Raw genomic sequence first — 20,460 nt, 5'->3', positions numbered from 1 at the left:
CCAGGGCAGGTCCGCAGGATCGCTCAGTGCTGTGAGCCTCACGGGCCCGCGTCCGAAATCGATATGCTCACCGTCAAGACGCACCGGGCAGGGAAAGCGCCCGTGGATGGAATCAAAGGCAAGCAGATGTGCCAGCGCCTCCGCCGGTGCCGGATCATTAATCGCCACCACTTCAATGTCATCAGTGCCCTGTTCAGCCAGCACGCGCAGCAGTGTCCGCCCGATGCGGCCAAACCCGTTGATACCGATCCTGATGCCCATGATGTTCTTTCTGCGCAGGCCCGCGTCCCGCGCCGTTACCGCCAGAAGGCAAGCCAGTCGATCAGATCCAGCATCCGGCGGCCCGTAAACACGATGCCTGCGGCCGAGAAAAAGAGCACGTCCAGAAGGATAAGCGCGATGAGTACGGCGCCCAGAACGATGGCAATCCTGTTTGTCACTGACGGTCTCTCCGCATGTCCCGCGCCGCCGCAGCGCGGCAGCCTCTTTGCGGTGATATGCCAGCCCGGCTCTACCGGGGCAAGCCTCAGTCGTCGAGACGGCCCATCGTTGCCGCAACATCCGCCATCCGCGCGGAAAAGCCCCATTCGTTGTCATACCACGCAAGTACCCGGACAGTGCGTCCGCCGACCACTTTGGTCTGCTCCGGCGCGATAATGCAGCTTTGTTCGGTGTGGTTGAAATCCACGGAAACCTTTGGCGCGGGGTCATAGGACATGACCCGTGACATCGCGCCGGAGGCTGCAGCCTCGAAAGCGGCATTGACCTCTTCGACTGTCACATCCCGCGGCGCCTCAAAGGTCAGATCCACGGCCGATACGTTCGGGGTGGGCACGCGCATGGCGGTGCCGTCAAGTTTTCCCGCCAGACGCGGCAGCACCTCACCCAGAGCTTTGGCCGCGCCAGTAGAGGTCGGGATAATTGCCATGGCCGCGGCGCGCGCGCGATAAAGATCGTCGTGGCGGCGGTCCAGGGTCGGCTGATCACCAGTATAGGAATGGATAGTGGTCATGATGCCGCGTTCGATGCCGATCGCTTCATCCATGACCATCGCCATCGGCGCGAGACAGTTGGTGGTGCAGGATCCGTTTGATATCATTCTGTCCGAGGTGAGCATGTCGCGGTGATTCACGCCAAAGACCACGGTGCGGTCCACATTCTTTGCCGGCGCTGAGATCAGAACCCGCCGGGCACCGCGCGCAACGTGGGTTTTTGCAGCCTCACCGTCGTTGAACTGCCCGGTGCATTCCAGAACAACGTCCACGCCTTCCCAGTCCAGTTCATTAAGATCGTAGCTCGACATCATCCGGATCGGGCCGCGCCCCAGATCGAGGGTATTTGCGCCGGTCACGATCTCGCCGGGAAACCGTCCATGGACGGAATCGTATCGCATCAGATGTGCTGCGGTCTCCAGCGGCCCGGTGGCATTTACGGCGACGACGCTGATGTCGTTGCGCCCTGAGCCTATGATATGACCCAGCGTGCAGCGCCCGATCCGTCCGAAACCATTGATACCCACTCTGACTGACATAGACTCTGCTCCGTAAAACTTCTCGGGACGATATAGGGGGGTGTTTGCGTCAGCGAAATGGCAAAAACAGCATAAAATCGGTATGTTAGCGTTAAACCCAAGGCAGCGCAGGGAACCTGCTGCGCTGGTTTGGTGTTGTTATCGTTAACTGTCCCCGTGCACGATGCGCGGGGCTGTGGCATATGCGGTCACGCAAACTCGAAGGGAATCGGTGTAATGAGCGGTCTTCTGGCACTTCTTGATGACGTGGCGGCCATCGCCAAAGTAGCTGCGGCATCGGTGGATGACGTGGTAGGCCAGGCCGCGAAAGCCGGATCAAAAGTGGCAGGCGTCGTGATCGACGATGCTGCTGTCACACCGAAATATGTTACCGGATTTGAGCCGAAACGCGAACTTCCGATCATCTGGAAAATCACCCGCGGATCGCTTTTCAACAAAATGGTCGTGCTGTTGCCGGCGCTGCTGATGCTCAACGCTTTCGCACCGTGGATCATTACGCCGCTTTTGATGCTCGGCGGGGCGTACTTATGCTTTGAAGGGGCGGAGAAGGTCTTTCACTGGCTCTTTCCGCACGGGGATAAACACGTCGAAAAAGATATGTCGGTCGGCGACCCGCTGCACCTGGAAGAAACGCGGGTGAAGGGTGCGATCAAAACTGATTTCATCCTGTCTGCCGAGATCATGACCATCATTCTGTCCAACATAGAAGCCCCGAATTTCTGGTTCGAAGCCGCGACGCTGGCCTTTGCCGGGATCGCCGTAACGATCCTGGTTTACGGCACCGTGGCGCTGATCGTAAAGATGGACGACATCGGGGTCTGGCTGGCGGCGAACGGGATGACGGGGATCAGCCGGTCCCTCGGTACCGGTCTTGTCAAAGGCATGCCGGTGCTGCTCAAACTGCTCACAGTTGTTGGCACGGCGGCCATGCTCTGGGTCGGAGGCTCGATTATTATCCACGGGCTGGATGTGCTGGGCTTCCCATGGCTCTATGACACCATCCATGACATCGCTGTGGCCGTGGCCAGCGGAGCAGGTGAGGCGGCAGGCGCAATCGAGTGGACCGTCACGGCACTGCTTGACGGAATCTTCGGAATAGCGCTGGGGATGTTGCTGATCCCTGTGGTGACCCGGGTGATCGGGCCGCTTTCAGAAAAGGTCACCGGCCAGAAAGCCGCTGATCACTGACACGCAGGCCTGTTGGCACGACGCAAAAGGGGCGCGACATAGGTCGCGCCCCTTTCTCACAGGGATGATGACGGTCAGGTGCGCGGATCAGGCTGCCACTTGCCGTCGAGAAGATCGCGGACCTTCTGTGCGGCAGCTTCTGCAGTGATCCCGAATTCCTCATAAAGCGTGCCGGCCGGCGCTGAGGCACCGAAGTCATGCATGCCGATGAAACCTGATTTCTCCCGCTTGCCGCGCTCGCCAAAGAGCCAGCGGTCCCAGCCAAAGCGCATGCCGGCTTCCAGTGCCACACGCACCGGACCACCGGGCAGAACCCGCTTGCGGTAGGCTTCTTCCTGTTCCTCAAAAAGCTCCCAGCAGGGCATAGAGACAACCCGCGTGCCGATACCTTCGGCCTGCAGGATATCCCGCGCCGCCATGGCGATCTCGACCTCAGAGCCTGTGGCGATCAGGATCGCGCGGCGCCGGCCTTCGGCATCGGCCAGGACATAAGCGCCCTGGGCTGTCAGATTCTTGTTCCTGTGCTCGGTCCGCAAGGTTTTCAGACCCTGGCGTGTCAGCGACAGCACCGAGGGCGTCTTTTTACTCGTCAGCGCCAGTTCCCAGGCCTCGGCGGTCTCAATCGTATCCGCAGGGCGGAAAACATATGTGTTTGGCGTCGCCCGGCTGATCGCCAGATGCTCGACAGGCTGGTGCGTCGGGCCATCCTCGCCCAGACCGATACTGTCATGCGTCATCACAAAGACCGTCGGGATCTTCATCAGGGCCGCAAGCCGCATCGCCGGACGGGCATAGTCGGTGAAACACATGAACGTACCGCCATATGGGCGCACACCGCCATGCAGCGCCATACCGTTCATCGCAGACGCCATGCCATGCTCACGGATACCCCAGTAAATATAGCGACCCGCCCGGTTGTCGGTGTCAAACACGCCCAGATCACTGGTTTTGGTGTTGTTGGAACCGGTCAGATCCGCTGAGCCGCCAACGGTTTCCGGCATAACAGGGTTCACCACCTCAAGCACTTTTTCAGAGCTTGCCCGTGTGGCAATTTTTGGTGCGGCCTCCGACATTTGTTTTTTGAAGGCTTTGATTGTGGCGCTGAGGCGTTTCGGCGCGTCCAGCGCGTAGGCACGATTGAATGTCTCGCGTTTGGTGCGCGACATTTTATCGAAACGCTCTTCCCACGCGCGGCGCTCTTCTGCACCTCGTGCCCCGGTGGCTTCCCAGTGGCTCTTGATGTCGGAGGGCACCTCGAACGGGCCTGCCGTCCAGCCCCAGATCGCTTTGGCCTCGACGTTCTGCTCAGCATTGGTCAGCGCGCCATGCCCTTTGGAGGTATCCTGTGCGGCGTGCCCCAGAGCGATATGCGTTTTGCAGGCGATCATCGTCGGCTGATCGCTTTTCTTTGCCGCTGTCAGGGCCGCGTCGACGTCATCGGGGTTATGCCCGTCAACTTCGATTACTTCCCAGCCTGCGGACTGAAAACGGCCGACCTGATCGGTGCGGTCCGAGAGCGATACCGGCCCGTCGATGGTTATGTTGTTATTGTCCCACAGCACGATCAGACGGCTGAGCTTGTGCCGCCCGGCGAGCGTGATCGCTTCCTGGCTCACACCCTCCATCAGGCAGCCGTCGCCAGCGATTACATAAGTGTAATGATCCACAACCTTGTTGCCGTAGGTGGCGCGCTGAATTTCTTCGGCCATGGCAAAGCCGACTGAGTTGGCGATGCCCTGACCCAGCGGCCCGGTGGTGGTCTCGATACCGCTGGCATGCCCGTACTCGGGATGACCGGCCGTAATCGCGCCCCACTGGCGGAAGTTTTTGATCTGCTCAAGCGTCATGTCTTCATAGCCGGTAAGATGCAGCAGCGCATAAAGCAGCATTGAGCCGTGACCTGCGGACAGGATAAAGCGGTCGCGATCCGGCCAGTCGGGCGCGGAGGCATCAAATTTCAGGTGCTTTTCAAACAACACAGTGGCTGCATCTGCCATGCCGATCGGCATGCCGGAGTGGCCGGAGTTTGCCTCTGCAACCGCATCAAGCGCGAGCGCCCGGATGGCAGTGGCGCGGGACCAGTGTTCGGGATTGGCGGCGGCAAGTGCTTTGACATCCACGGAGCAGTCTTCCTTTGTCGGCTGGGTGGCCCCGCAGGGGGGCCACGTTCGGTTTCCACGCCGGGCTTCGGGCCGGACGCAGGCAGATGCATAGCAGTCTGCCCGCAAGGTTCAAGTGGCGGTAACACGCGTAGCGGTTGCAGAACGTGAAGAAGTCCGCGCAAGGCACTGATCATAATGCATGGCCTGTTTGTTGTGAGGTGCGGATAGAGTTACGCTCGGACGTATACAGGCCGATTCGGTGGCGCATCTGGCGGCCACGGGGGGACGCCACGGCATTTTGAGGTGGGCATGAGCGAAATAGATGAACTGCAAAGCCGGATTCTCGCGGCCATGGACCGCGTGGCTCAGGGTGTCGATGCACTGACAGCTCCGGACACATCGCAGACCGACGATCTGCGCCAGGCGCTGGAGGACGAAAAAGCCAGCAACGCGGCGCTGAGTGAGCAGGTCGAGACCCTGACCCGTCAGCAGCAGGAAAACGAGGATGCTGTCGCGGCGCAGGTGAGCGAAAAGGTCGCATCACTCGACGCTCAGCTGCAAAAGCTGCGCCGCGCCAATGCCCAGCTGACCGAGGCCTGTGATGCGCTGCGCCGTGCCAATGCAGAAGGCGTGGGTGAGCCGCATCTGATCAACAAGTCGATGATGGCCGAACTCGAAGCGATCAAAGCGATGCGCAACGCCGAGATGGCCGAGGCCGATGAGATCATCGCCGCCCTGACGCCGCTGCTGGAAAGCGCGGCCGGTTCTGACCTGGAAGGAACAGCCTGATGCCCGAGGTTTCAATCGCCATTGGCGGACGCACGTTTGAGGTCGCCTGTCAGGAGGGTGAGGAGCATTACCTTCAGACGGCGGCGCGCATGCTTGACGACGAAGCCCAGGTGCTCTCCGATCAGGTGGGACGGATGCCGGAGGCGCGGATGCTCTTGATGGCCGGACTGATGCTGGCGGATAAAACGGCGAGCGTCGAGGACCGCGTGGCCGAAGTGCAGGCACAGCTTAACGAACGCGAAGCCGAAATCGCTGATCTGCGCAGTGCTGCCGCCGCTGCTGAGCCGGAGCGCGTCGAAGTGCCGGTCGTGCCGCAAAGTGTCACCGATACACTGGCCGAGCTTGCCGCGCGGGCCGAAGCCCTTGCTGCGTCGGTTGAAGAAAAGACAAAGGCCTGAGCCGGCAACTCAGGCCCCTTTTGTCTGTTGACCGAATTGACCGGAAAGATCAGCCGTTGGCTTCACGGATCTTGTCGGCTGCCTCCTTATCAAAGGTCACGCCGTTCTCTTCAAAAAGCGTATCGAGTTCGCCCGAAAGCGTCATCTCTGTGATAATGTCACAGCCGCCCACGAACTCGCCTTTGACATAAAGCTGCGGGATCGTCGGCCAGTCGGAGAAATCCTTGATCCCCTGACGGATGGCTTCATCAGCCAGCACATTCACGTCGGAGTAGGGCACGCCCATGTAATTCAGCACACCGGCCACGCGGCTCGAGAATCCGCACTGCGGCATCTCTTTGGTGCCTTTCATAAATAGCACCACATCGCTGGCGGAAATCGTCTCTTTGATCTGGCTCGTTGCATCGGTCATATCAGAATCCTTGTGGTTCGGCCGCGCCGGTCGGCGGGCGCAGGTATATCAGTCAGGCGCTCACTGTGGCGCCCTGGTGGTCAGTGCCAGCGCATGCAGTTCACCCTGTGCGCCGTCCATTTTGCCTTTTAGCGCAGCATAGACCGCACGCTGTTGCTGAACCCGGTTTTTGCCGCGGAAACTCTCATCCACGACCATGGCCGACATATGGACACCGTCATCTCCCTCAACACGGATTTCCGCGTCGGGAAAGGACTGACGCAGCAGATCTTCAATTTCCTGGGCCTGCATGGGCATAATGGCGCTCCGGTCTCAGTTCTGCCCAAGATGTAATGGGCCAGGTGCCGGGGGACAAGGTGCGAAATTGTGCAGCGGCGCGCAGCCCTCTGTGGCAGTTGCGTGGTGCATTTTCGGGCAGACATCTGTCGGTGCAGCAGGCATAATCGACAACGGGAGGTCCGCCATGGAAGTATTTGAAAACGCGCCCGAGCTGGCGCTGGAGTGGCACCGGGCCGGACGTGGTGCGGTGCTGGCGACCGTAGTTGCGACCTGGGGGTCTGCACCGCGGCGAACCGGCGCGCAGATGGTGATCGCCGGCGACGGAGAGATGCAGGGCTCCGTTTCCGGCGGCTGCGTGGAGGGCGCGGTGGCACTGGAGGCTGCAGAAGCCCTGGACAAAGGCGAACAGAAGCTTCTGGAATACGGCATCAGTGATGGCGATGCCTTTGCCGTGGGGCTGGCCTGTGGTGGCACAATCCGCATTCTGGTGGAGCCGGTGGGCGATGTGCTCACCGAGGACCTGCTTTCTGAGCTGGTGGCGGCACGGGCGGCCCGGGAACCTGTGGCATATGAAGTAAGCCTGAACGCCGGCACGCGGCGTCTGCTGCGTGACGGATATCCGGAGCGGTTCGCGATGGACCGGTCCGGGTATGAGCAGGACGAGGACGTTTTCGTTGCCATTCACAACCCGCCCCTGAAACTGATCGTGGTGGGCGCGGTGCATATCGCCCAGGCCCTCGTGCCGATGGCGCGCATTGCCGGGTATGACCCGGTGATCATCGACCCGCGAGGAGCGTTCGGATCAGAAGCGCGTTTCCCGGATGAGACACTGATCGCGGACTGGCCCGATGAGGCGATGAAGGCCACCGGACTGCATAGTCGCACTGCTGTGGTTTTGCTGACCCATGATCCTAAGCTGGACGATCCCGCACTGCATATCGCCCTGCGGTCTGATTGCTTTTACATCGGTGCGCTGGGGTCAAAGCGCACCCATGCTGCAAGGGTTTCCCGGTTGCAGGAGGCAGGGTTTTCAGACGCCGGCATTGCCAGGATTCACGGCCCCGTCGGGCTTGATATCGGTGCTTCAGGGCCGCCTGAGATTGCGGTTTCCGTGCTGGCCGAAATGACACGCGTTCTGCGGCGCGGCGCATGAAATTCGGGCCCCTTCCTACGGCACAGGCCGAGGGTGCCGTGCTCGCGCATTCAGTAGCGCTGGAGGGCCGGGCCCGGCTGCGCAAAGGCCGGGTGCTCGGACAGGATGACATCGCAGCCCTTCATCAGGCCGGGGTCGCGGAGATCACGGTTGCTGTGCTGGAGCCGGGTGATGTGGACGAAAACACTGCCGCCCGCGCACTGGCGGAAGCTCTTGTGCCGGACGGGCAGGCGCAGCACCTGCACCTGACACAGGCTTTCACCGGGCGGGTCAATCTGCTGGCACGCGGGCCCGGCGTCGTGGTTCCGGAGGTGGCAGCGCTTGAAGCGGTGAACCGGGTGCATCCGATGATCACGCTCGCAACAGTGCCGCCCTTTCAGCAGATGCAGGATGGCGGCATGGTGGCGACAATAAAAATTATCTCTTACGCGGTGCCGGAAGCGGCCCTGCAGGACGCCTGCGCCAGCGCCCGGGCGGGGCTCAGGCTGGCACCACCCGAAATTGCTTCCGTGGGTCTCATTATCACTGAGACTGCTGCCGGCGCCGGTGACAAAGGGCTCGAGGCGATCGCCGGGCGTGTTGCTGCCTTCGGGCTCGATCTGGAGCAGGTCGTGCGCGTGCCGCACGAAACCGCCGCACTGACCGGTGCGCTGCGCAGGATGACAACCGGGCTGACCCTGATCCTGACCGGATCCGCGACATCTGATCCCGACGACGTGGGCCCGCGCGCTCTGCGCGAGGCAGGCGGCAGGGTTGAACGTTTCGGTATGCCGGTTGATCCGGGCAATCTTCTTTTTACCGGCACGCTCGGTCAGCGCCCGGTCATCGGCTTGCCGGGATGTGCGCGCTCACCGGCGCTGAACGGCGCGGACTGGGTCATGGCGCGGGTGATCTGTGGCATTCCGGTGCGCGATGCAGATATCGCCGCGATGGGCGTTGGCGGATTGCTGAAAGAAATCCCGACCCGGCCGCAGCCGCGCGCCGGACGCAACACAGGCTGAGGCCGCTGTCAGACCGGCAGGTTGCCGCAGCCCGTGTGTTTTCCCGAATTTTAACGGTTCTCATGTTCCCGCTGCCGTGCTTAACTCGCGGCAATTACAAACGCTTTCAGGGAGGAAGCCATGGTTCAGGTCTCAATGACTGTAAATGGTCGCGCATCATCGGGAGAGGTCGAGGGGCGCACATTGCTGTCGTCATTTCTGCGCGATGACCTGTCGCTGACAGGCACACATGTGGGCTGCGATACCAGCCAGTGTGGCGCCTGTGTGGTGCACGTCAACGGCGAGGCGATCAAAGCCTGCACGATGCTGGCCGCCGAGGCCGATGGTGCCGAAGTGACCACCATCGAGGGCATGGCCAATGCCGACGGTTCGCTCAACGTCATCCAGCAGGCATTTCAGGACCATCACGGGCTGCAGTGCGGGTTTTGCACGCCGGGTATGGTGATGTCGGCCGCAGCTCTGCTTAAGGAAAATCCTGAACCCTCCGAAACGGAGGTCCGTGATTATCTCGAAGGCAATCTGTGCCGCTGCACCGGCTATCATAACATTGTGAAAGCGATCATGGCGGCATCCGGACAGGACGTCAGCAGCATCGCCGCAGAATAAATTCACTTAACGCGCGGAGTGCAGGACCCAGATGTTCTGATACCGCCGCGCACGGGGGAGCGACCCGCGAGGTGCGCCCCCGTTTTAACGGGAGGACGATCATGCCGAAAGACAGTGGCATTGGCGCAAGCACAAAGCGCCGCGAGGACGTCCGGTTTCTGACCGGAGCCGGCAATTACACCGACGACATCAACATCCGCGGACAGGCGCATGTGTACTTTCTGCGCTCTGATGTGGCCCATGGCACGCTCGATAATGTCGATACATCTGCCGCAGAAGGAATGCCGGGGGTCGTGAAGATCTTTACCGGCGCGGATTTCGAAGCGGTGGGCGGGATGCCTTGCGGCTGGCAGGTGACAGACAAGCACGGGGAGCCGATGCAGGAGCCTAAACACCCTGTTCTGGCCCATGGCAAAGTGCGCCATGTCGGCGAGCCGATCGCGGCCGTTGTGGCCGATACTCTGGCGCAGGCGCGCGACGCCGCGGAAGCGATCGTGGTCGATATCTCAGATCTGCCGGCAGTCATCGACATGAAGGCGGCAGTTTCGGACGGGGCCACGAAGGTACATGATGATCTGACGTCAAACCTTTGTTATGACTGGGGATTTGTCGAAGAGAATAAGGCGGCGACAGATGAAGCCTTTGACAAGGCGGCGCATGTGACCACACTGGAGCTGGTGAACAACCGGCTGGTTGCCAACCCGATGGAGCCGCGCGTGGCGGTGGGCGATTATGCCCGTGGGACCGGGGATCACACGCTTTACACCACCAGCCAGAACCCGCATGTCATCCGGCTTCTGATGGGGGCGTTCGTGCTGGGCATTCCTGAGCACAAGTTGCGTGTTGTGGCACCCGACGTAGGCGGCGGTTTCGGCACGAAGATCTTTCATTATCAGGAAGAAGCGTTCTGCACCTTTGCCGCAAAGGCCTGTAACCGGCCGGTGAAATGGACCTCCAGCCGGACGGAAGCCTTCATGTCGGATGCGCATGGTCGCGACCACGTCACCAGGATCGAACTGGCGCTTGATGCGGAGAACAATTTTACCGCGCTGCGCACTGAGACCTACGCAAACATGGGCGCTTATCTGAGCACCTTTGCGCCCTCGGTGCCGACATGGCTGCACGGCACGCTGATGGCGGGCAATTACAAAACGCCGCTGATTTATGTGAACGTGAAGGCGGTCTTTACCAACACGGTGCCGGTCGATGCCTATCGGGGCGCTGGCCGTCCGGAGGCCACGTTCCAGCTGGAGCGGGTCATCGATAAGGCTGCGCGGGAGCTGAAAGTCGACCCCATCGCGCTGCGCCGGCAGAATTTTGTCACAGAGTTCCCCTATGCCACGCCGGTCGCCGTTGAATACGACACCGGTGATTATGTGGCCACGATGGACAAGCTTGAAGAGATCGCGGATCTCAGCGGCTTTGACGCGCGGCGCAAGGCCTCCGAAGCCAGGGGTATGCTGCGCGGTCTTGGGGTGAACTGTTACATCGAGGCCTGCGGCATCGCGCCCTCGAACCTGGTGGGGCAGCTGGGAGCGCGTGCGGGGCTTTATGAAAGTGCCACGGTGCGCGTGAATGCTACCGGTGGTCTGGTCGTGATGACCGGCAGCCACAGCCACGGGCAGGGGCATGAGACTGCTTTTCCCCAGGTAATCGCCGATATGATCGGCATCGACGAGAGCATGATCGAAGTGGTGCACGGGGATACAGCCAACACGCCGATGGGCATGGGCACCTACGGGTCGCGCTCGCTGGCCGTCGGCGGCTCCGCCATGGTGCGGGCGACCGAGAAGATTATCGCGAAGGCGAAAAAGATCGCGGGCCATATTCTCGAGGCCTCAGACGAGGACATCGAGCTGAAAGACGGGACATTCTCTGTCGCGGGCACAGACAAGTCTCTGGCCTGGGGGGATGTGACGCTGGCGGCTTATGTGCCGCATAACTACCCGCTCGAAGACCTTGAACCGGGGCTGGAGGAGACGGCATTTTACGATCCGTCGAACTTCACCTATCCCGCGGGCGCCTATGCTTGTGAGGTCGAGGTGGACCCGGAAACCGGCAAGGTCACCATCGAGGCCTTCACGGCGGTGGATGACTTCGGCAATGTCGTCAATCCGATGATTGTGACCGGTCAGGTGCATGGTGGGCTTGCCCAGGGGATCGGCCAGGCGCTTCTGGAAAACTGTGCCTATGACGAGAACGGACAACTGCTGAGCGCGTCTTATATGGATTACGCGATGCCGCGGGCTGATGATCTGCCGTTTTATCAGGTGGATCACTCCTGCCAGACGCCCTGCACTCATAACCCGCTTGGCGTGAAAGGTTGTGGTGAGGCCGGTGCAATCGGCTCTCCGCCCTCGGTGGTGAATGCGGTGGTGGACGCGCTGCAGTCTGCCGGCAAGGACGTCACGCATATCGACATGCCGCTGTCGCCCGCGCGCGTCTGGGCAGCGATGCAGTGATCTGAGACGGCGGTTCGGGGGCCGGCCCCCGGACCCCCGGGATATTTTCGAGCCAGAGAGGCGCATGCCTTTTGCCTGATGAGAGGAAAGAGAAATGTATAATTTTGATGTGGAACGACCCGGAACGGTCGCGGACGCAGCAGCTGCCATGGGGCGCGAGGATGCGCAGGCGCTGGGAGGCGGTCAGACGCTGATCCCGACGCTGAAACAGCGCCTGGCAAGCCCGTCGGTACTGGTGTCTTTGACAGGCATCGCCGAGATGGCGGGCGTGTGCACGACCGATGACGGTCAGGTGGCCATCGGAGGTGCGACCACGCATGGCGCTGTGGCACGTGATGCGGCATCGCTTTATCCGGGGCTCGCCGGCCTCGCCAGCCATATCGGTGACCCGGCGGTGCGCAACCGCGGCACAATCGGTGGCTCACTGGCCAATAATGACCCGTCGGCCTGTTATCCGGCGGCGGCACTCGGTTCAGGAGCGACGATTATCACAAACACGCGGTCCATCGCTGCGGACGACTATTTTCAGGGTATGTTCACAACCGCCCTGGAAGAGGGTGAGATCATCACAGAAGTGCGTTTTCCGGTGCCTGAAGTGTCGGATTATCAGAAGTTTGTGCAGCCCGCGTCCCGCTTTGCGCTCGTCGGGGTATTTGTTGCGAAATACGCGGGCGGCGTGCGGGTTGCGGTCACCGGTGCGTCCAATGATGGTGTTTTCCGCTGGTCGGAAGCCGAAGCGGCACTCTCGTCGGATTTCTCGGCGGATGCTGTGAAGGGGCTGTCGCTGTCGGGGGACAATATGATCAGCGACCTTCATGGTACAGGGGCTTACCGCGCGCATCTTGTTGGTGTGATGACGGGCCGTGCGGTGACAAACGCCGCCTGATCCCTGATCAGAGTATTGCTGAGCCCGGGCGGGAAACCGGCCGGGCTTTTCTGGTGCCCCGGGGTGGGATTTTCCGGCGCGTGATGCCCGCTTACTCTGGCAGGATCTCGCCGCTGCCGCCCCAGTCCTCCGGCATGTCTTTCAGCTTTGGCAATCCGTCGCGGACCTTCAGCACGGCGTTTTCGTAATTGAGGTGCACCGTGGGGCGGAACTCAAAATCGCTCAGCAGTCCGGCATAGATGTCGAAAAGATCCGGTCCGGCCAGGTGAATGCCCACCAGTCCGTGACAGGTTTGACAGGTCAGAATGCCACCGGTTTCCGCACCGTTTCGCGCATAGCGATCCACGTGATCTTCACCCGCTGCGAAACGAACACTGGCCCTCGGCCAGAGCACAGGGGCGCTCACGGGAGCACCTGTATAACTGCGGCAGGAATTGCAGTGGCAATAGCATTGCACGACCGGTTCGCCGCTGGCCTCAAGCCGGACTGCACCACAGGAACACTGTGCCTTATAAATCATGGCGGATCTCCGTTTCGCCCGTTCGGATCAGCTGCATCGCACGGGTATCTGAGTGCCGGCCGGGGCATCAGGTCTGCTCCGGATCCGGTTTCCACCCGGTAACAGCGTCGACCGGTCACAGCAAGATAAAACGCCCTGACTGTCTGGCAGGGCGTTTGGCACAGTTCCGGTGCGTGCTGCGTTTATTTCGGCAGGGGTCCGATCAGCATGACCATCTGGCGACCTTCCATCTTGGGAAAGTTCTCCACGCGGCCGGCATCCTTGGTGTCTTCGGCAACGCGTTCGAGCAGCTCACGGCCCAGGTTCTGGTGTGCCATTTCCCGGCCCCGAAAGCGCAGGGTGATCTTTACCTTGTCGCCGTTTTCGAGAAATTTGAACACGTTGCGCATTTTGACATCATAGTCGTTCGTGTCGGTATTCGGACGGAACTTGACCTCTTTGATCTCAATAATTTTCTGCTTTTTACGGGCTTCGCTCTCGCGTTTCTGCTGTTCGTATTTGAACTTACCGAAGTCCATGATCTTACAGACAGGCGGATTGGCATTCGGAGAAATCTCAACAAGGTCCAGTCCGGCTTCTTCCGCCATTTCCATGGCACGTTCGGGCGTCACGACGCCTGCATTTTCGCCATCTGCGCCAATCAGGCGGATTTCGGAGCTGCGGATTTTCTCGTTTACGCGCGGGCCGGTTTCCCGTTGTGGCGGCGCGTTATGGGGTCTGCGAGCGATGATGTATTTCCTTTGATAGTTATCGGTCCTGAGAGGATAAAATAAACGGCGCCTCTGTGCACTTCAAGCTGCAAATCGGTGCGAAGGGCATCACCGGGCAGGTTTTTTCCCTTGTGAAGCGCGGCCGGGTGAGTCAACCCGGTTGTGACAGAACATTTACACAACGCGTCTGTTGTGGTCGGTAAAAGGAGAACTCTGGAATGAAAAATCTTATCTGGATAGTGGTCGCCGCCTTCCTGCTTATAGGAGGGTATCTTTTGTGGTCGGGGAAATCAGTTGAAGAGGCAGCATCCGATGCAGCCGATGCCATCAATGCGCCTGAAGCTGTGGAAGCCGTGACCGAAGCCGCAGAAGACGCGCAGCCGGTCGTCGAAGACGCCGCAGAGGCCGTGTCAGATGCGGCTGGCGAAGCGGTTGAGACCGTGACGGAGGCCGCCGAAGCCACAGCCGAAGCCATCGGGGACGCCGCCACCGCCGCCGTCGGGGCTGCCGGAGAGGCACTTGAGGCGGCCGGCAGCACGCTTGAAGTGGCCGGTGATGAGGCCGCGGATGCCATAAGCGACGCAGTGGACGCGGTGACGGACACAGCCGGTGAGGCCGCAACGCAGGCAGCCGAAGCCACCGATGAGGCAGTGGCTGACACCACTGAGGCCGCCGATGAGCTGACCGGGCAAACAGCGGGTGCCGTCTCCGATGTGACGTCTGATCTCACGACAGATGCACCAGAGGCGGACCCGTTGACCGTGGAAGGTTACGATTTTGAGGCGGTCAGAGAAATGATCAACAGCTCAGAAATCAGTGCGACCCAGAAGACGCTGCTGACGTCTGCTGTGCAGCAGGCAGAAGACAATCCGGAATTGCTTGAGACAGCGCTGGAGCAGATCCGCGCCGCTTTGGGCCGGTAAGTTATCGTTCTGCGGGATATCAGGGTGCGGCGCTGCGGCGCCGCGCCTTTTTTCTCTTCAGCCGACGAATGCTTTTTCGACAACATAATGTTGTGGATCGGAATTGGCGCCTTCCTTCAGGCCGTAGCCTTCAAGGATCGCTTTCAGATCTGTATTCAGGCCAAGTGAGCCGCAAACCATCGCGCGGTCTGTCTCAGGTGAGATACCATCCAGCCCCAGATCACGGAACACGGTGCCGTTTTCCAGAAGCGTGGTGATGCGTCCCTTTTTCGGGCTCTCTTCACGCGTTGTGGTCGGATAATACGTGAGCTTGGCGAGATTTTCAGCACCCAGCAGTTCCTGCATTATCTCATCTTCATGCAGGTTTTCGATGAGTGTCCTGCCATAGTTCAGTTCGGCCACATCGCGGCAGGTGTGCGTCACGATGACCTGATCGTAATCCTCATAGGTCTGCGGATCGCGCAGCAGCGAGGCAAAGGGGGCAAACCCGGTACCGGTCGCGAAAAACCACAGTCGCTTGCCGGGCAGCAACGCGTCATGCACGAGCGTTCCGACCGGTTTGGGACGCAGGATGATCTCGTCACCGGGTTCAATGTGCTGAAGTTTCGAGGTCAGCGGGCCGTCCTGTACCTTGATCGAGTAAAACTCCAGTTCGTCGTCCCAGGAGGGTGAAGCGATGGAGTATGCGCGCAGCAACGGCTTCTGACGCCCGGTCGCAGGATCGGGATCGCCCATCAGTCCGATCATCACGAATTCGCCGGAGCGGAACCGCAGCGAGGCAGGCCTGGTCACGCGGAAAGAAAACAGCCGGTCAGTCCAGTGCTGAACGGATGTCACGGTCTGGGCGTCAGGCAGGGTCGGTACTTTTACGGCGGTTGCGTTGGTCACAGGTCTTTGCTCGGTCATAATTATGTCAGCGCAGGAGTACACCCGCGTGCCCTTTTTAGGAAGTTGTTTTGCCGGAGGGAAGGTGGCGATCAGCCGCGCAGCCGGGCCTGGTAATCATGGGCCTGCCAGCCGGCACGTGCCATCCACTGGTTTTCAGGTTGCCGGGCTGCAAGGGCATCAGAGATTTCCACCTCGTCAAAGCCTGCGCGGCGCGCCATCGCATACTGATCCGCCAGAACGTGCCCGCGGGCCCGCAACCGTCCCTTATAGCCGCGCAGGCGCAGGACGCGGGCAATAGTGAAACCACGGCCATCGGCTGAGGACGGAAACCCGATACGGATCATACGCAGGCCGGCGCATAGCGGGATTTCCGCAGGGTCGGCATCGGAAGGGATGTCGAGTGCATCCGCATCATTGGCCGCTCCCGGTGCGGTAAACCCGGCAGTCCAGGTGTCTTCGGCAAAGCCGGTGTCGGTGACGATAACGGTCATGTTTCTGCTCCCTGGCGGATCATTCTGCCCCCGGCAAAATGGATTCCGCATTCATCTTTGGACGTATTGCGCCAACGGCCTGCACGCAGGTCTTCGCCCGCGCGTACCGGAGAGGTGCAGGGCGCGCAGCCGATGGACGGATAGCCTCGCGCCACCAGCGGATGCCGGGGCAGACGGTTTTCGGTGATGTATTCCTCGACGTTGTCGCGGCTCCAGTGTGCGAGCGGGTTGACCTTGATCCGTAAGGTTTCCGGTTCGACCTCGAAGAAGGGCAGGGCCGCGCGCTCTTGCGACTGAAACCGCTTGCGCCCGGTGATCCAGCCATTGCTGCCGTTGAGCGCGTCCTGCAGGGGTGCGGATTTGCGCAGCGCACAGCAGGCGTCTGGGTTGGTTTTGTGCAGCATGTTCTGCGGATCGCGTGCCGCGATAAGGGCGTTGCGGATGATACGCAGGTTGCGCAGTCCCAGCCGTTCCGCCAGTTCCTGCTGATACACCAGCGTCTCGGTAAAGAGCAGTTCGGTGTCAATGAAGATCACCGGGATATCGCGGTCGACCATCGCCGCGAGATGCAGCAGAGCCACCGATTCGGCACCGAAGCTGGAGACCAGTCGCAGCGGGCTGATCACCCGAAGCGCCGTTTCAATCACGTCGCTGGCGGCACGGTGGCTGAGTTCTGCATTCAGTTCACGGGTGAGTGCGTGCAGGCCTGCGGATGCTTCCGTGGAAGCGATCTCCGGTGGCACATCCTGCGGCTGGTCAAGCGGCATCAGCCTGCGCCTCCGGATAGAGCGCCGCTTTGAAGGGCGCGAGCCCCAGCCGACGGTAGGTTTGCAGAAAAGTCTCCGAAGGCTCTGTGCGCAGATCAAGATAGGCCAGCACCAGACGTTCGATGGCCGGGACAATCTCCTCTGCCGAAAAGCCCGGACCCGCGCGCTCGCCGATATGGGCGCTCTGCGTGTGATCGCCGCCCAGCGTGATCTGGTAGTTTTCCACACCCGCACGATCAAGGCCAAGTATGCCAATATGGCCGACATGGTGATGCCCGCAGGCATTGATGCAGCCCGAAATCTTGATTTTCAGCGGGCCCACGTCGTGCTCAAGCTTCAGTTCATCAAAGCGGGTCGCGATCTCCTGTGCCACCGGGATTGAGCGCGCCGTGGCCAGCGCACAGTAATCCATGCCCGGGCAGGCGATGATATCCGAGATCAGTCCGATATTGGCCGTGCCCAGACCTGCGGCACGCAGCGCGGAATAGACCGACGCCAGATCGTCCTTATGCACATGCGGCAGGATGACGTTCTGTTCATGGCTGATGCGCAGCTCATCATGGCCGTAGCGTTTGGCGAGGTCCGCCATCAGGCGCATCTGTGCAGAAGTGGCGTCACCCGGCGTGGCACCGTGTGCCTTGAGGCTGATGGTGACGATGGCATAGCCCGGTATGCGATGCGGGGCCAGGTTTGTGTCGGCCCAGCTGCGTAACGCCGGATAGTGCTGACGCGCATCCAGATAGCCGGCTTCGGATGCCTCGCGGAAGTCGGGCAGGGCGAAACCGGACTCAATACCGGCCAGCATTTGCTGATCAACGCCTGTGAACTGCTCCCGGATCTGCGCAAAGCGGTCCTCGACGCGGGCGCCGAAGTCTTCCAGACCGTTCTCATGAACGGTGATTTTGATCCGAGCTTTATATTTATTATCCCGTCGTCCCAGCAGGTTATAGACGCTCACGATGGCCTCCAGATAAGGCAGCAGGTCCGCACGCGGCAGAAAATCGCGAAGGACTTTGCCGATCATCGGTGTGCGGCCCAGACCGCCACCGACGATGACCTCAAACCCCTGTTCACCATCGCGCTCCAGGATGCGCAGCCCGATGTCATGGGCCCTGGTGACCGCGCGATCATTGGGACTGCCTGTTACGGCGACCTTGAATTTACGCGGCAGGAACTGAAACTCCGGGTGGTCGGTGGACCATTGGCGGATGAGCTCGGCCACCGGGCGGGGATCGGCAATCTCATCGGCGGCTGCACCGGCGAAATGATCGGCCGTCACATTGCGGATGGTGTTGCCGGAGGTCTGAATGGCATGCATGTCCACCTCTGCCAGCGCGTCGAGCATATCGGGCACGTCGCGCAGATCGGGCCAGTTGAACTGGATGTTCTGACGCGTGGTGAAGTGGCCATAGCCCTTGTCCCACCGGTCAGCGATATCGGCCAGTTTGTGCATCTGGCGGCCTGAGAGCGTGCCGTAAGGGATGGCCACGCGCAGCATATAGGCGTGCAGCTGCAGATACAGGCCGTTCATCAGGCGCAGCGGTTTGAACTCATCCTCGGTCAGCGAGCCGTCGATGCGGCGGTCGACCTGGCCACGAAACTGCCGGTTGCGCTCGGCCACAAATGCGGCGTCGAAATCGGTATACTTATACATGTGTCCCGGCCTCCTGTTTGCCGTGGGCGTAATTTGAGGGGCCACGGGCCCGGAAGTCCTCACGGAAGTGACCGGGCTCTGGTGTTCCATCGACCAGCGTTACATCCGCCAGATAAACACCGACCACGCGGCCGGTCTGCTGGCTGGCCTCGATGAGGCGCAGATCCGCGTCGGCCTCGTCGGTCAGCACTTCGGCCTCGGACAGCGCGCGGGTCCATCCGGTGGCGGTCTGATAGATGACATCGCCTTTGAGCAGGTCATTGGCAGTCACGACTTTGGGGGAAAAGGTGCGGGGCATCACAAGGCCTCCTGTGCCGGTGTGAGATGATCGGTATATGCAGGCAGTATCCGGCGCTGTGCTGCTGCGGCAGCGCGCGGGCCCAGCCCGTAAAAGGTGAGTGCGGGGCCGGACATTTCGGCAGCGGAAAGGGCCGCGGGGAGCGCATCAAGGGTGGTCTCAAGGATCCGCTGTTCAGGCCGTGAAGCGTTTTCGATGACCGTGACGGGCGTGTGACGGTCAGCACCATGCATAATCAGCCGCCCCTGGATAAAGCGCGCGGATTTCTTGCCCATATAGATTGCGGCCACCTCACCGGGGCGCGCAAGCGTGGCCCAGTCGTGATCGGCAAAGCCTTTCATGTCGTGTCCGGTCAGAAAGCGCACAGAGGAATTACGGCCCCGTTTCGTAAGGCTTTGCCCGATTTCGGCAACGGCGGCGGAGGCCGACGTAATCCCGGGCACAATGCTCCAGGCAACACCTGCAGCATCAGCGGCGTCAATCTCTTCATCAAGCCGGCCAAAGACCGTGGCATCACCCGATTTGAGGCGCACGACCTGCGCGCCGGTGGCCGCATGCTCAACGATCAGCGCGTTGATGTCTTCCTGCTTCATCGACGGGCCGAAACCCTCTTTGCCGGCGTCGATCATAATGGCTTCGCGCCGGGCAAGTTCCAGCACCGGCTGGCTGATCAGCCGGTCATAGATCACGACATCGGCTTCATCGAGCACGCGGCGGGCTTTCAGTGTGAGCAGATCGGGATCGCCCGGACCCGCGCCTACGAAATGGATGTGGCCGTCACGGGCGCGGCGCTGAAGGTGGCTTGTCAGCAGGCTGTCGAGGCCCGTACGTACCTTGTCCTCACCCCCCGCAATATCCGCGGGGCCGGTACCGAAATAATATTCGCGCCAGAAATCCCGGCGCGCACGCCCGAAGGGCAGCGCGTTTGCGGCCTTGCGGAAAGTTTTGCCGATCCGGGCGAGGGGCCCGAGCGCTGCGGGCAGGCGCGCTTCCAGATCCGCCTTGATCGCGCGGGCCAGAACCGGTGCCGCCCCTTCAGTGCCGATGGCGATGGTCACCGGGTCACGGTCGACAATGGCAGGGGTAATAAAGGCGCTGTCCTCAAGGTTATCAACGACGTTGACAAGAGCACCGTCGGCGCGCGCAATGGCAGCCGTGCGCCCGTCTTCCGCGTCATCTTCGTCCGCCGCATAAAAAAGGGCAGCACAGAGTGTGTCGCCGGGTGCCATAGCGCGCCGTACCAGACGCAGCTTCCCGTCCGCCGCCCAGTTTTCTATCTCTTCGCACGGCGCTGCGCTGAAAACGGTGATATGTCCGGTGGATTTCAGCAAAAGGCGCAGTTTTGCCAGAGCCGCCTCGCCACCGCCTGAGAGAACAATGCGCCGGCCCTTCACGTGCAGAA

At 61.0% G+C, this 20,460-nt stretch carries 23 protein-coding genes; 9 read left to right on the top strand and 14 right to left on the bottom strand.

Going from position 1 to position 20,460, the window contains the following annotated elements:
- The 3 genes from Q0M35_RS10015 to gap all read right to left on the bottom strand — a co-directional run.
- Nucleotides 1–261: glyceraldehyde 3-phosphate dehydrogenase NAD-binding domain-containing protein (locus Q0M35_RS10015; RefSeq protein ID WP_295314740.1), on the bottom strand; the 261-nt coding region annotated here is incomplete at its 3' end.
- Nucleotides 262–296: 35 nt separating this feature from the next.
- Nucleotides 297–440 (bottom strand): hypothetical protein, encoded by a 144-nt coding sequence (locus Q0M35_RS10010; RefSeq protein ID WP_295314738.1) that lies wholly within the window; start codon nt 438–440, stop codon nt 297–299.
- A gap of 86 nt (nt 441–526) precedes the next feature.
- Nucleotides 527–1,531, bottom strand: coding sequence for a type I glyceraldehyde-3-phosphate dehydrogenase (gap, locus tag Q0M35_RS10005; protein WP_295314736.1), 1,005 nt, complete (start codon nt 1,529–1,531; stop codon nt 527–529).
- A 216-nt stretch (nt 1,532–1,747) separates the two neighbouring features.
- Here gap and Q0M35_RS10000 point away from each other — a divergent pair, with 216 nt between their 5' ends.
- A complete protein-coding gene (locus tag Q0M35_RS10000) occupies nt 1,748–2,719 on the top strand; it encodes a DUF808 domain-containing protein (protein WP_295314734.1) in 972 nt (323 codons plus the stop codon).
- 74 nt (nt 2,720–2,793) lie between these two features.
- On the opposite strand, the gene tkt is transcribed toward Q0M35_RS10000, so the two are convergent.
- Nucleotides 2,794–4,839: a transketolase gene (gene tkt / locus Q0M35_RS09995; RefSeq protein WP_295314731.1), complete on the bottom strand. Its 2,046-nt coding sequence runs from the start codon at nt 4,837–4,839 to the stop codon at nt 2,794–2,796.
- Nucleotides 4,840–5,130: 291 nt separating this feature from the next.
- Here tkt and Q0M35_RS09990 point away from each other — a divergent pair, with 291 nt between their 5' ends.
- Both Q0M35_RS09990 and Q0M35_RS09985 read left to right on the top strand, forming a co-directional pair.
- Nucleotides 5,131–5,610, top strand: a complete 480-nt coding sequence (locus Q0M35_RS09990) for a hypothetical protein (RefSeq protein WP_295314730.1) — start codon at nt 5,131–5,133, stop codon at nt 5,608–5,610.
- Nucleotides 5,610–6,008 carry a cell division protein ZapA gene (locus Q0M35_RS09985; RefSeq protein WP_295314728.1) on the top strand — a complete coding sequence of 133 codons (399 nt, stop codon included), beginning with the start codon at nt 5,610–5,612 and terminating at the stop codon, nt 6,006–6,008. The genes Q0M35_RS09990 and Q0M35_RS09985 overlap by 1 nt, the downstream gene beginning before the upstream one ends.
- A gap of 49 nt (nt 6,009–6,057) precedes the next feature.
- Here Q0M35_RS09985 and grxD read toward each other — a convergent pair whose 3' ends face one another.
- Both grxD and Q0M35_RS09975 read right to left on the bottom strand, forming a co-directional pair.
- Complete coding sequence (grxD, locus tag Q0M35_RS09980) at nt 6,058–6,420, bottom strand: Grx4 family monothiol glutaredoxin (protein WP_295314726.1); 363 nt, start codon at nt 6,418–6,420, stop codon at nt 6,058–6,060.
- A 60-nt stretch (nt 6,421–6,480) separates the two neighbouring features.
- Nucleotides 6,481–6,717, bottom strand: coding sequence for a BolA/IbaG family iron-sulfur metabolism protein (locus Q0M35_RS09975; RefSeq protein WP_295314724.1), 237 nt, complete (start codon nt 6,715–6,717; stop codon nt 6,481–6,483).
- 166 nt (nt 6,718–6,883) lie between these two features.
- On the opposite strand from Q0M35_RS09975, the gene Q0M35_RS09970 reads away from it, so the two are divergent.
- From Q0M35_RS09970 to Q0M35_RS09950, 5 genes are all read left to right on the top strand, one after another.
- Nucleotides 6,884–7,852 carry an XdhC/CoxI family protein gene (locus Q0M35_RS09970; RefSeq protein ID WP_295314721.1) on the top strand — a complete coding sequence of 323 codons (969 nt, stop codon included), beginning with the start codon at nt 6,884–6,886 and terminating at the stop codon, nt 7,850–7,852.
- Nucleotides 7,849–8,853 (top strand): molybdopterin-binding protein, encoded by a 1,005-nt coding sequence (locus tag Q0M35_RS09965; RefSeq protein WP_295314719.1) that lies wholly within the window; start codon nt 7,849–7,851, stop codon nt 8,851–8,853. The genes Q0M35_RS09970 and Q0M35_RS09965 overlap by 4 nt, the downstream gene beginning before the upstream one ends.
- 120 nt (nt 8,854–8,973) lie before the next feature.
- Nucleotides 8,974–9,459, top strand: a complete 486-nt coding sequence (locus Q0M35_RS09960; protein WP_295314717.1) for a (2Fe-2S)-binding protein — start codon at nt 8,974–8,976, stop codon at nt 9,457–9,459.
- 101 nt (nt 9,460–9,560) lie between these two features.
- Nucleotides 9,561–11,921, top strand: coding sequence for a xanthine dehydrogenase family protein molybdopterin-binding subunit (locus tag Q0M35_RS09955; RefSeq protein ID WP_295314715.1), 2,361 nt, complete (start codon nt 9,561–9,563; stop codon nt 11,919–11,921).
- A gap of 94 nt (nt 11,922–12,015) precedes the next feature.
- Nucleotides 12,016–12,807, top strand: coding sequence for a xanthine dehydrogenase family protein subunit M (locus tag Q0M35_RS09950; RefSeq protein ID WP_295314713.1), 792 nt, complete (start codon nt 12,016–12,018; stop codon nt 12,805–12,807).
- Between the two features lie 91 nt (nt 12,808–12,898).
- Here the strand turns inward: Q0M35_RS09950 and Q0M35_RS09945 are convergent, their stop codons facing one another.
- Entirely contained in the window at nt 12,899–13,327 is a 429-nt protein-coding gene (locus Q0M35_RS09945) for a GFA family protein (protein WP_295314711.1), read from the bottom strand.
- A gap of 182 nt (nt 13,328–13,509) precedes the next feature.
- Nucleotides 13,510–14,055 (bottom strand): translation initiation factor IF-3, encoded by a 546-nt coding sequence (infC, locus tag Q0M35_RS09940; protein ID WP_217626496.1) that lies wholly within the window; start codon nt 14,053–14,055, stop codon nt 13,510–13,512.
- Nucleotides 14,056–14,255: 200 nt separating this feature from the next.
- Here infC and Q0M35_RS09935 point away from each other — a divergent pair, with 200 nt between their 5' ends.
- Nucleotides 14,256–14,960: a translation initiation factor 3 gene (locus Q0M35_RS09935; RefSeq protein WP_295314709.1), complete on the top strand. Its 705-nt coding sequence runs from the start codon at nt 14,256–14,258 to the stop codon at nt 14,958–14,960.
- Between the two features lie 57 nt (nt 14,961–15,017).
- Here Q0M35_RS09935 and Q0M35_RS09930 read toward each other — a convergent pair whose 3' ends face one another.
- The 6 genes from Q0M35_RS09930 to cysG form a co-directional block, all read right to left on the bottom strand.
- Nucleotides 15,018–15,866, bottom strand: a complete 849-nt coding sequence (locus Q0M35_RS09930) for a ferredoxin--NADP reductase (RefSeq protein WP_295314707.1) — start codon at nt 15,864–15,866, stop codon at nt 15,018–15,020.
- A gap of 71 nt (nt 15,867–15,937) precedes the next feature.
- Nucleotides 15,938–16,339: a DUF934 domain-containing protein gene (locus Q0M35_RS09925; protein WP_295314705.1), complete on the bottom strand. Its 402-nt coding sequence runs from the start codon at nt 16,337–16,339 to the stop codon at nt 15,938–15,940.
- Nucleotides 16,336–17,106: a phosphoadenylyl-sulfate reductase gene (locus Q0M35_RS09920; protein ID WP_295314703.1), complete on the bottom strand. Its 771-nt coding sequence runs from the start codon at nt 17,104–17,106 to the stop codon at nt 16,336–16,338. The genes Q0M35_RS09925 and Q0M35_RS09920 overlap by 4 nt, the downstream gene beginning before the upstream one ends.
- Nucleotides 17,096–18,760, bottom strand: coding sequence for a nitrite/sulfite reductase (locus Q0M35_RS09915; protein ID WP_295314701.1), 1,665 nt, complete (start codon nt 18,758–18,760; stop codon nt 17,096–17,098). The genes Q0M35_RS09920 and Q0M35_RS09915 overlap by 11 nt, the downstream gene beginning before the upstream one ends.
- Nucleotides 18,753–19,058: a DUF2849 domain-containing protein gene (locus tag Q0M35_RS09910; protein WP_295314699.1), complete on the bottom strand. Its 306-nt coding sequence runs from the start codon at nt 19,056–19,058 to the stop codon at nt 18,753–18,755. Before Q0M35_RS09910 ends, Q0M35_RS09915 begins: the two co-directional genes overlap by 8 nt.
- Nucleotides 19,058–20,458 carry a siroheme synthase CysG gene (cysG, locus tag Q0M35_RS09905; RefSeq protein WP_295314697.1) on the bottom strand — a complete coding sequence of 467 codons (1,401 nt, stop codon included), beginning with the start codon at nt 20,456–20,458 and terminating at the stop codon, nt 19,058–19,060. The genes Q0M35_RS09910 and cysG overlap by 1 nt, the downstream gene beginning before the upstream one ends.
- Between the last annotated feature and the right edge of the window lie 2 nt (nt 20,459–20,460).

The organism is Roseobacter sp., assembly GCF_024639605.1.
In the GTDB taxonomy this organism is placed as follows: Bacteria; Pseudomonadota; Alphaproteobacteria; order Rhodobacterales; family Rhodobacteraceae; genus Roseobacter.
The sequence above is the reverse complement of the archived record's forward strand: the minus strand, read 5'-3'. Positions and strand labels throughout refer to the sequence as shown.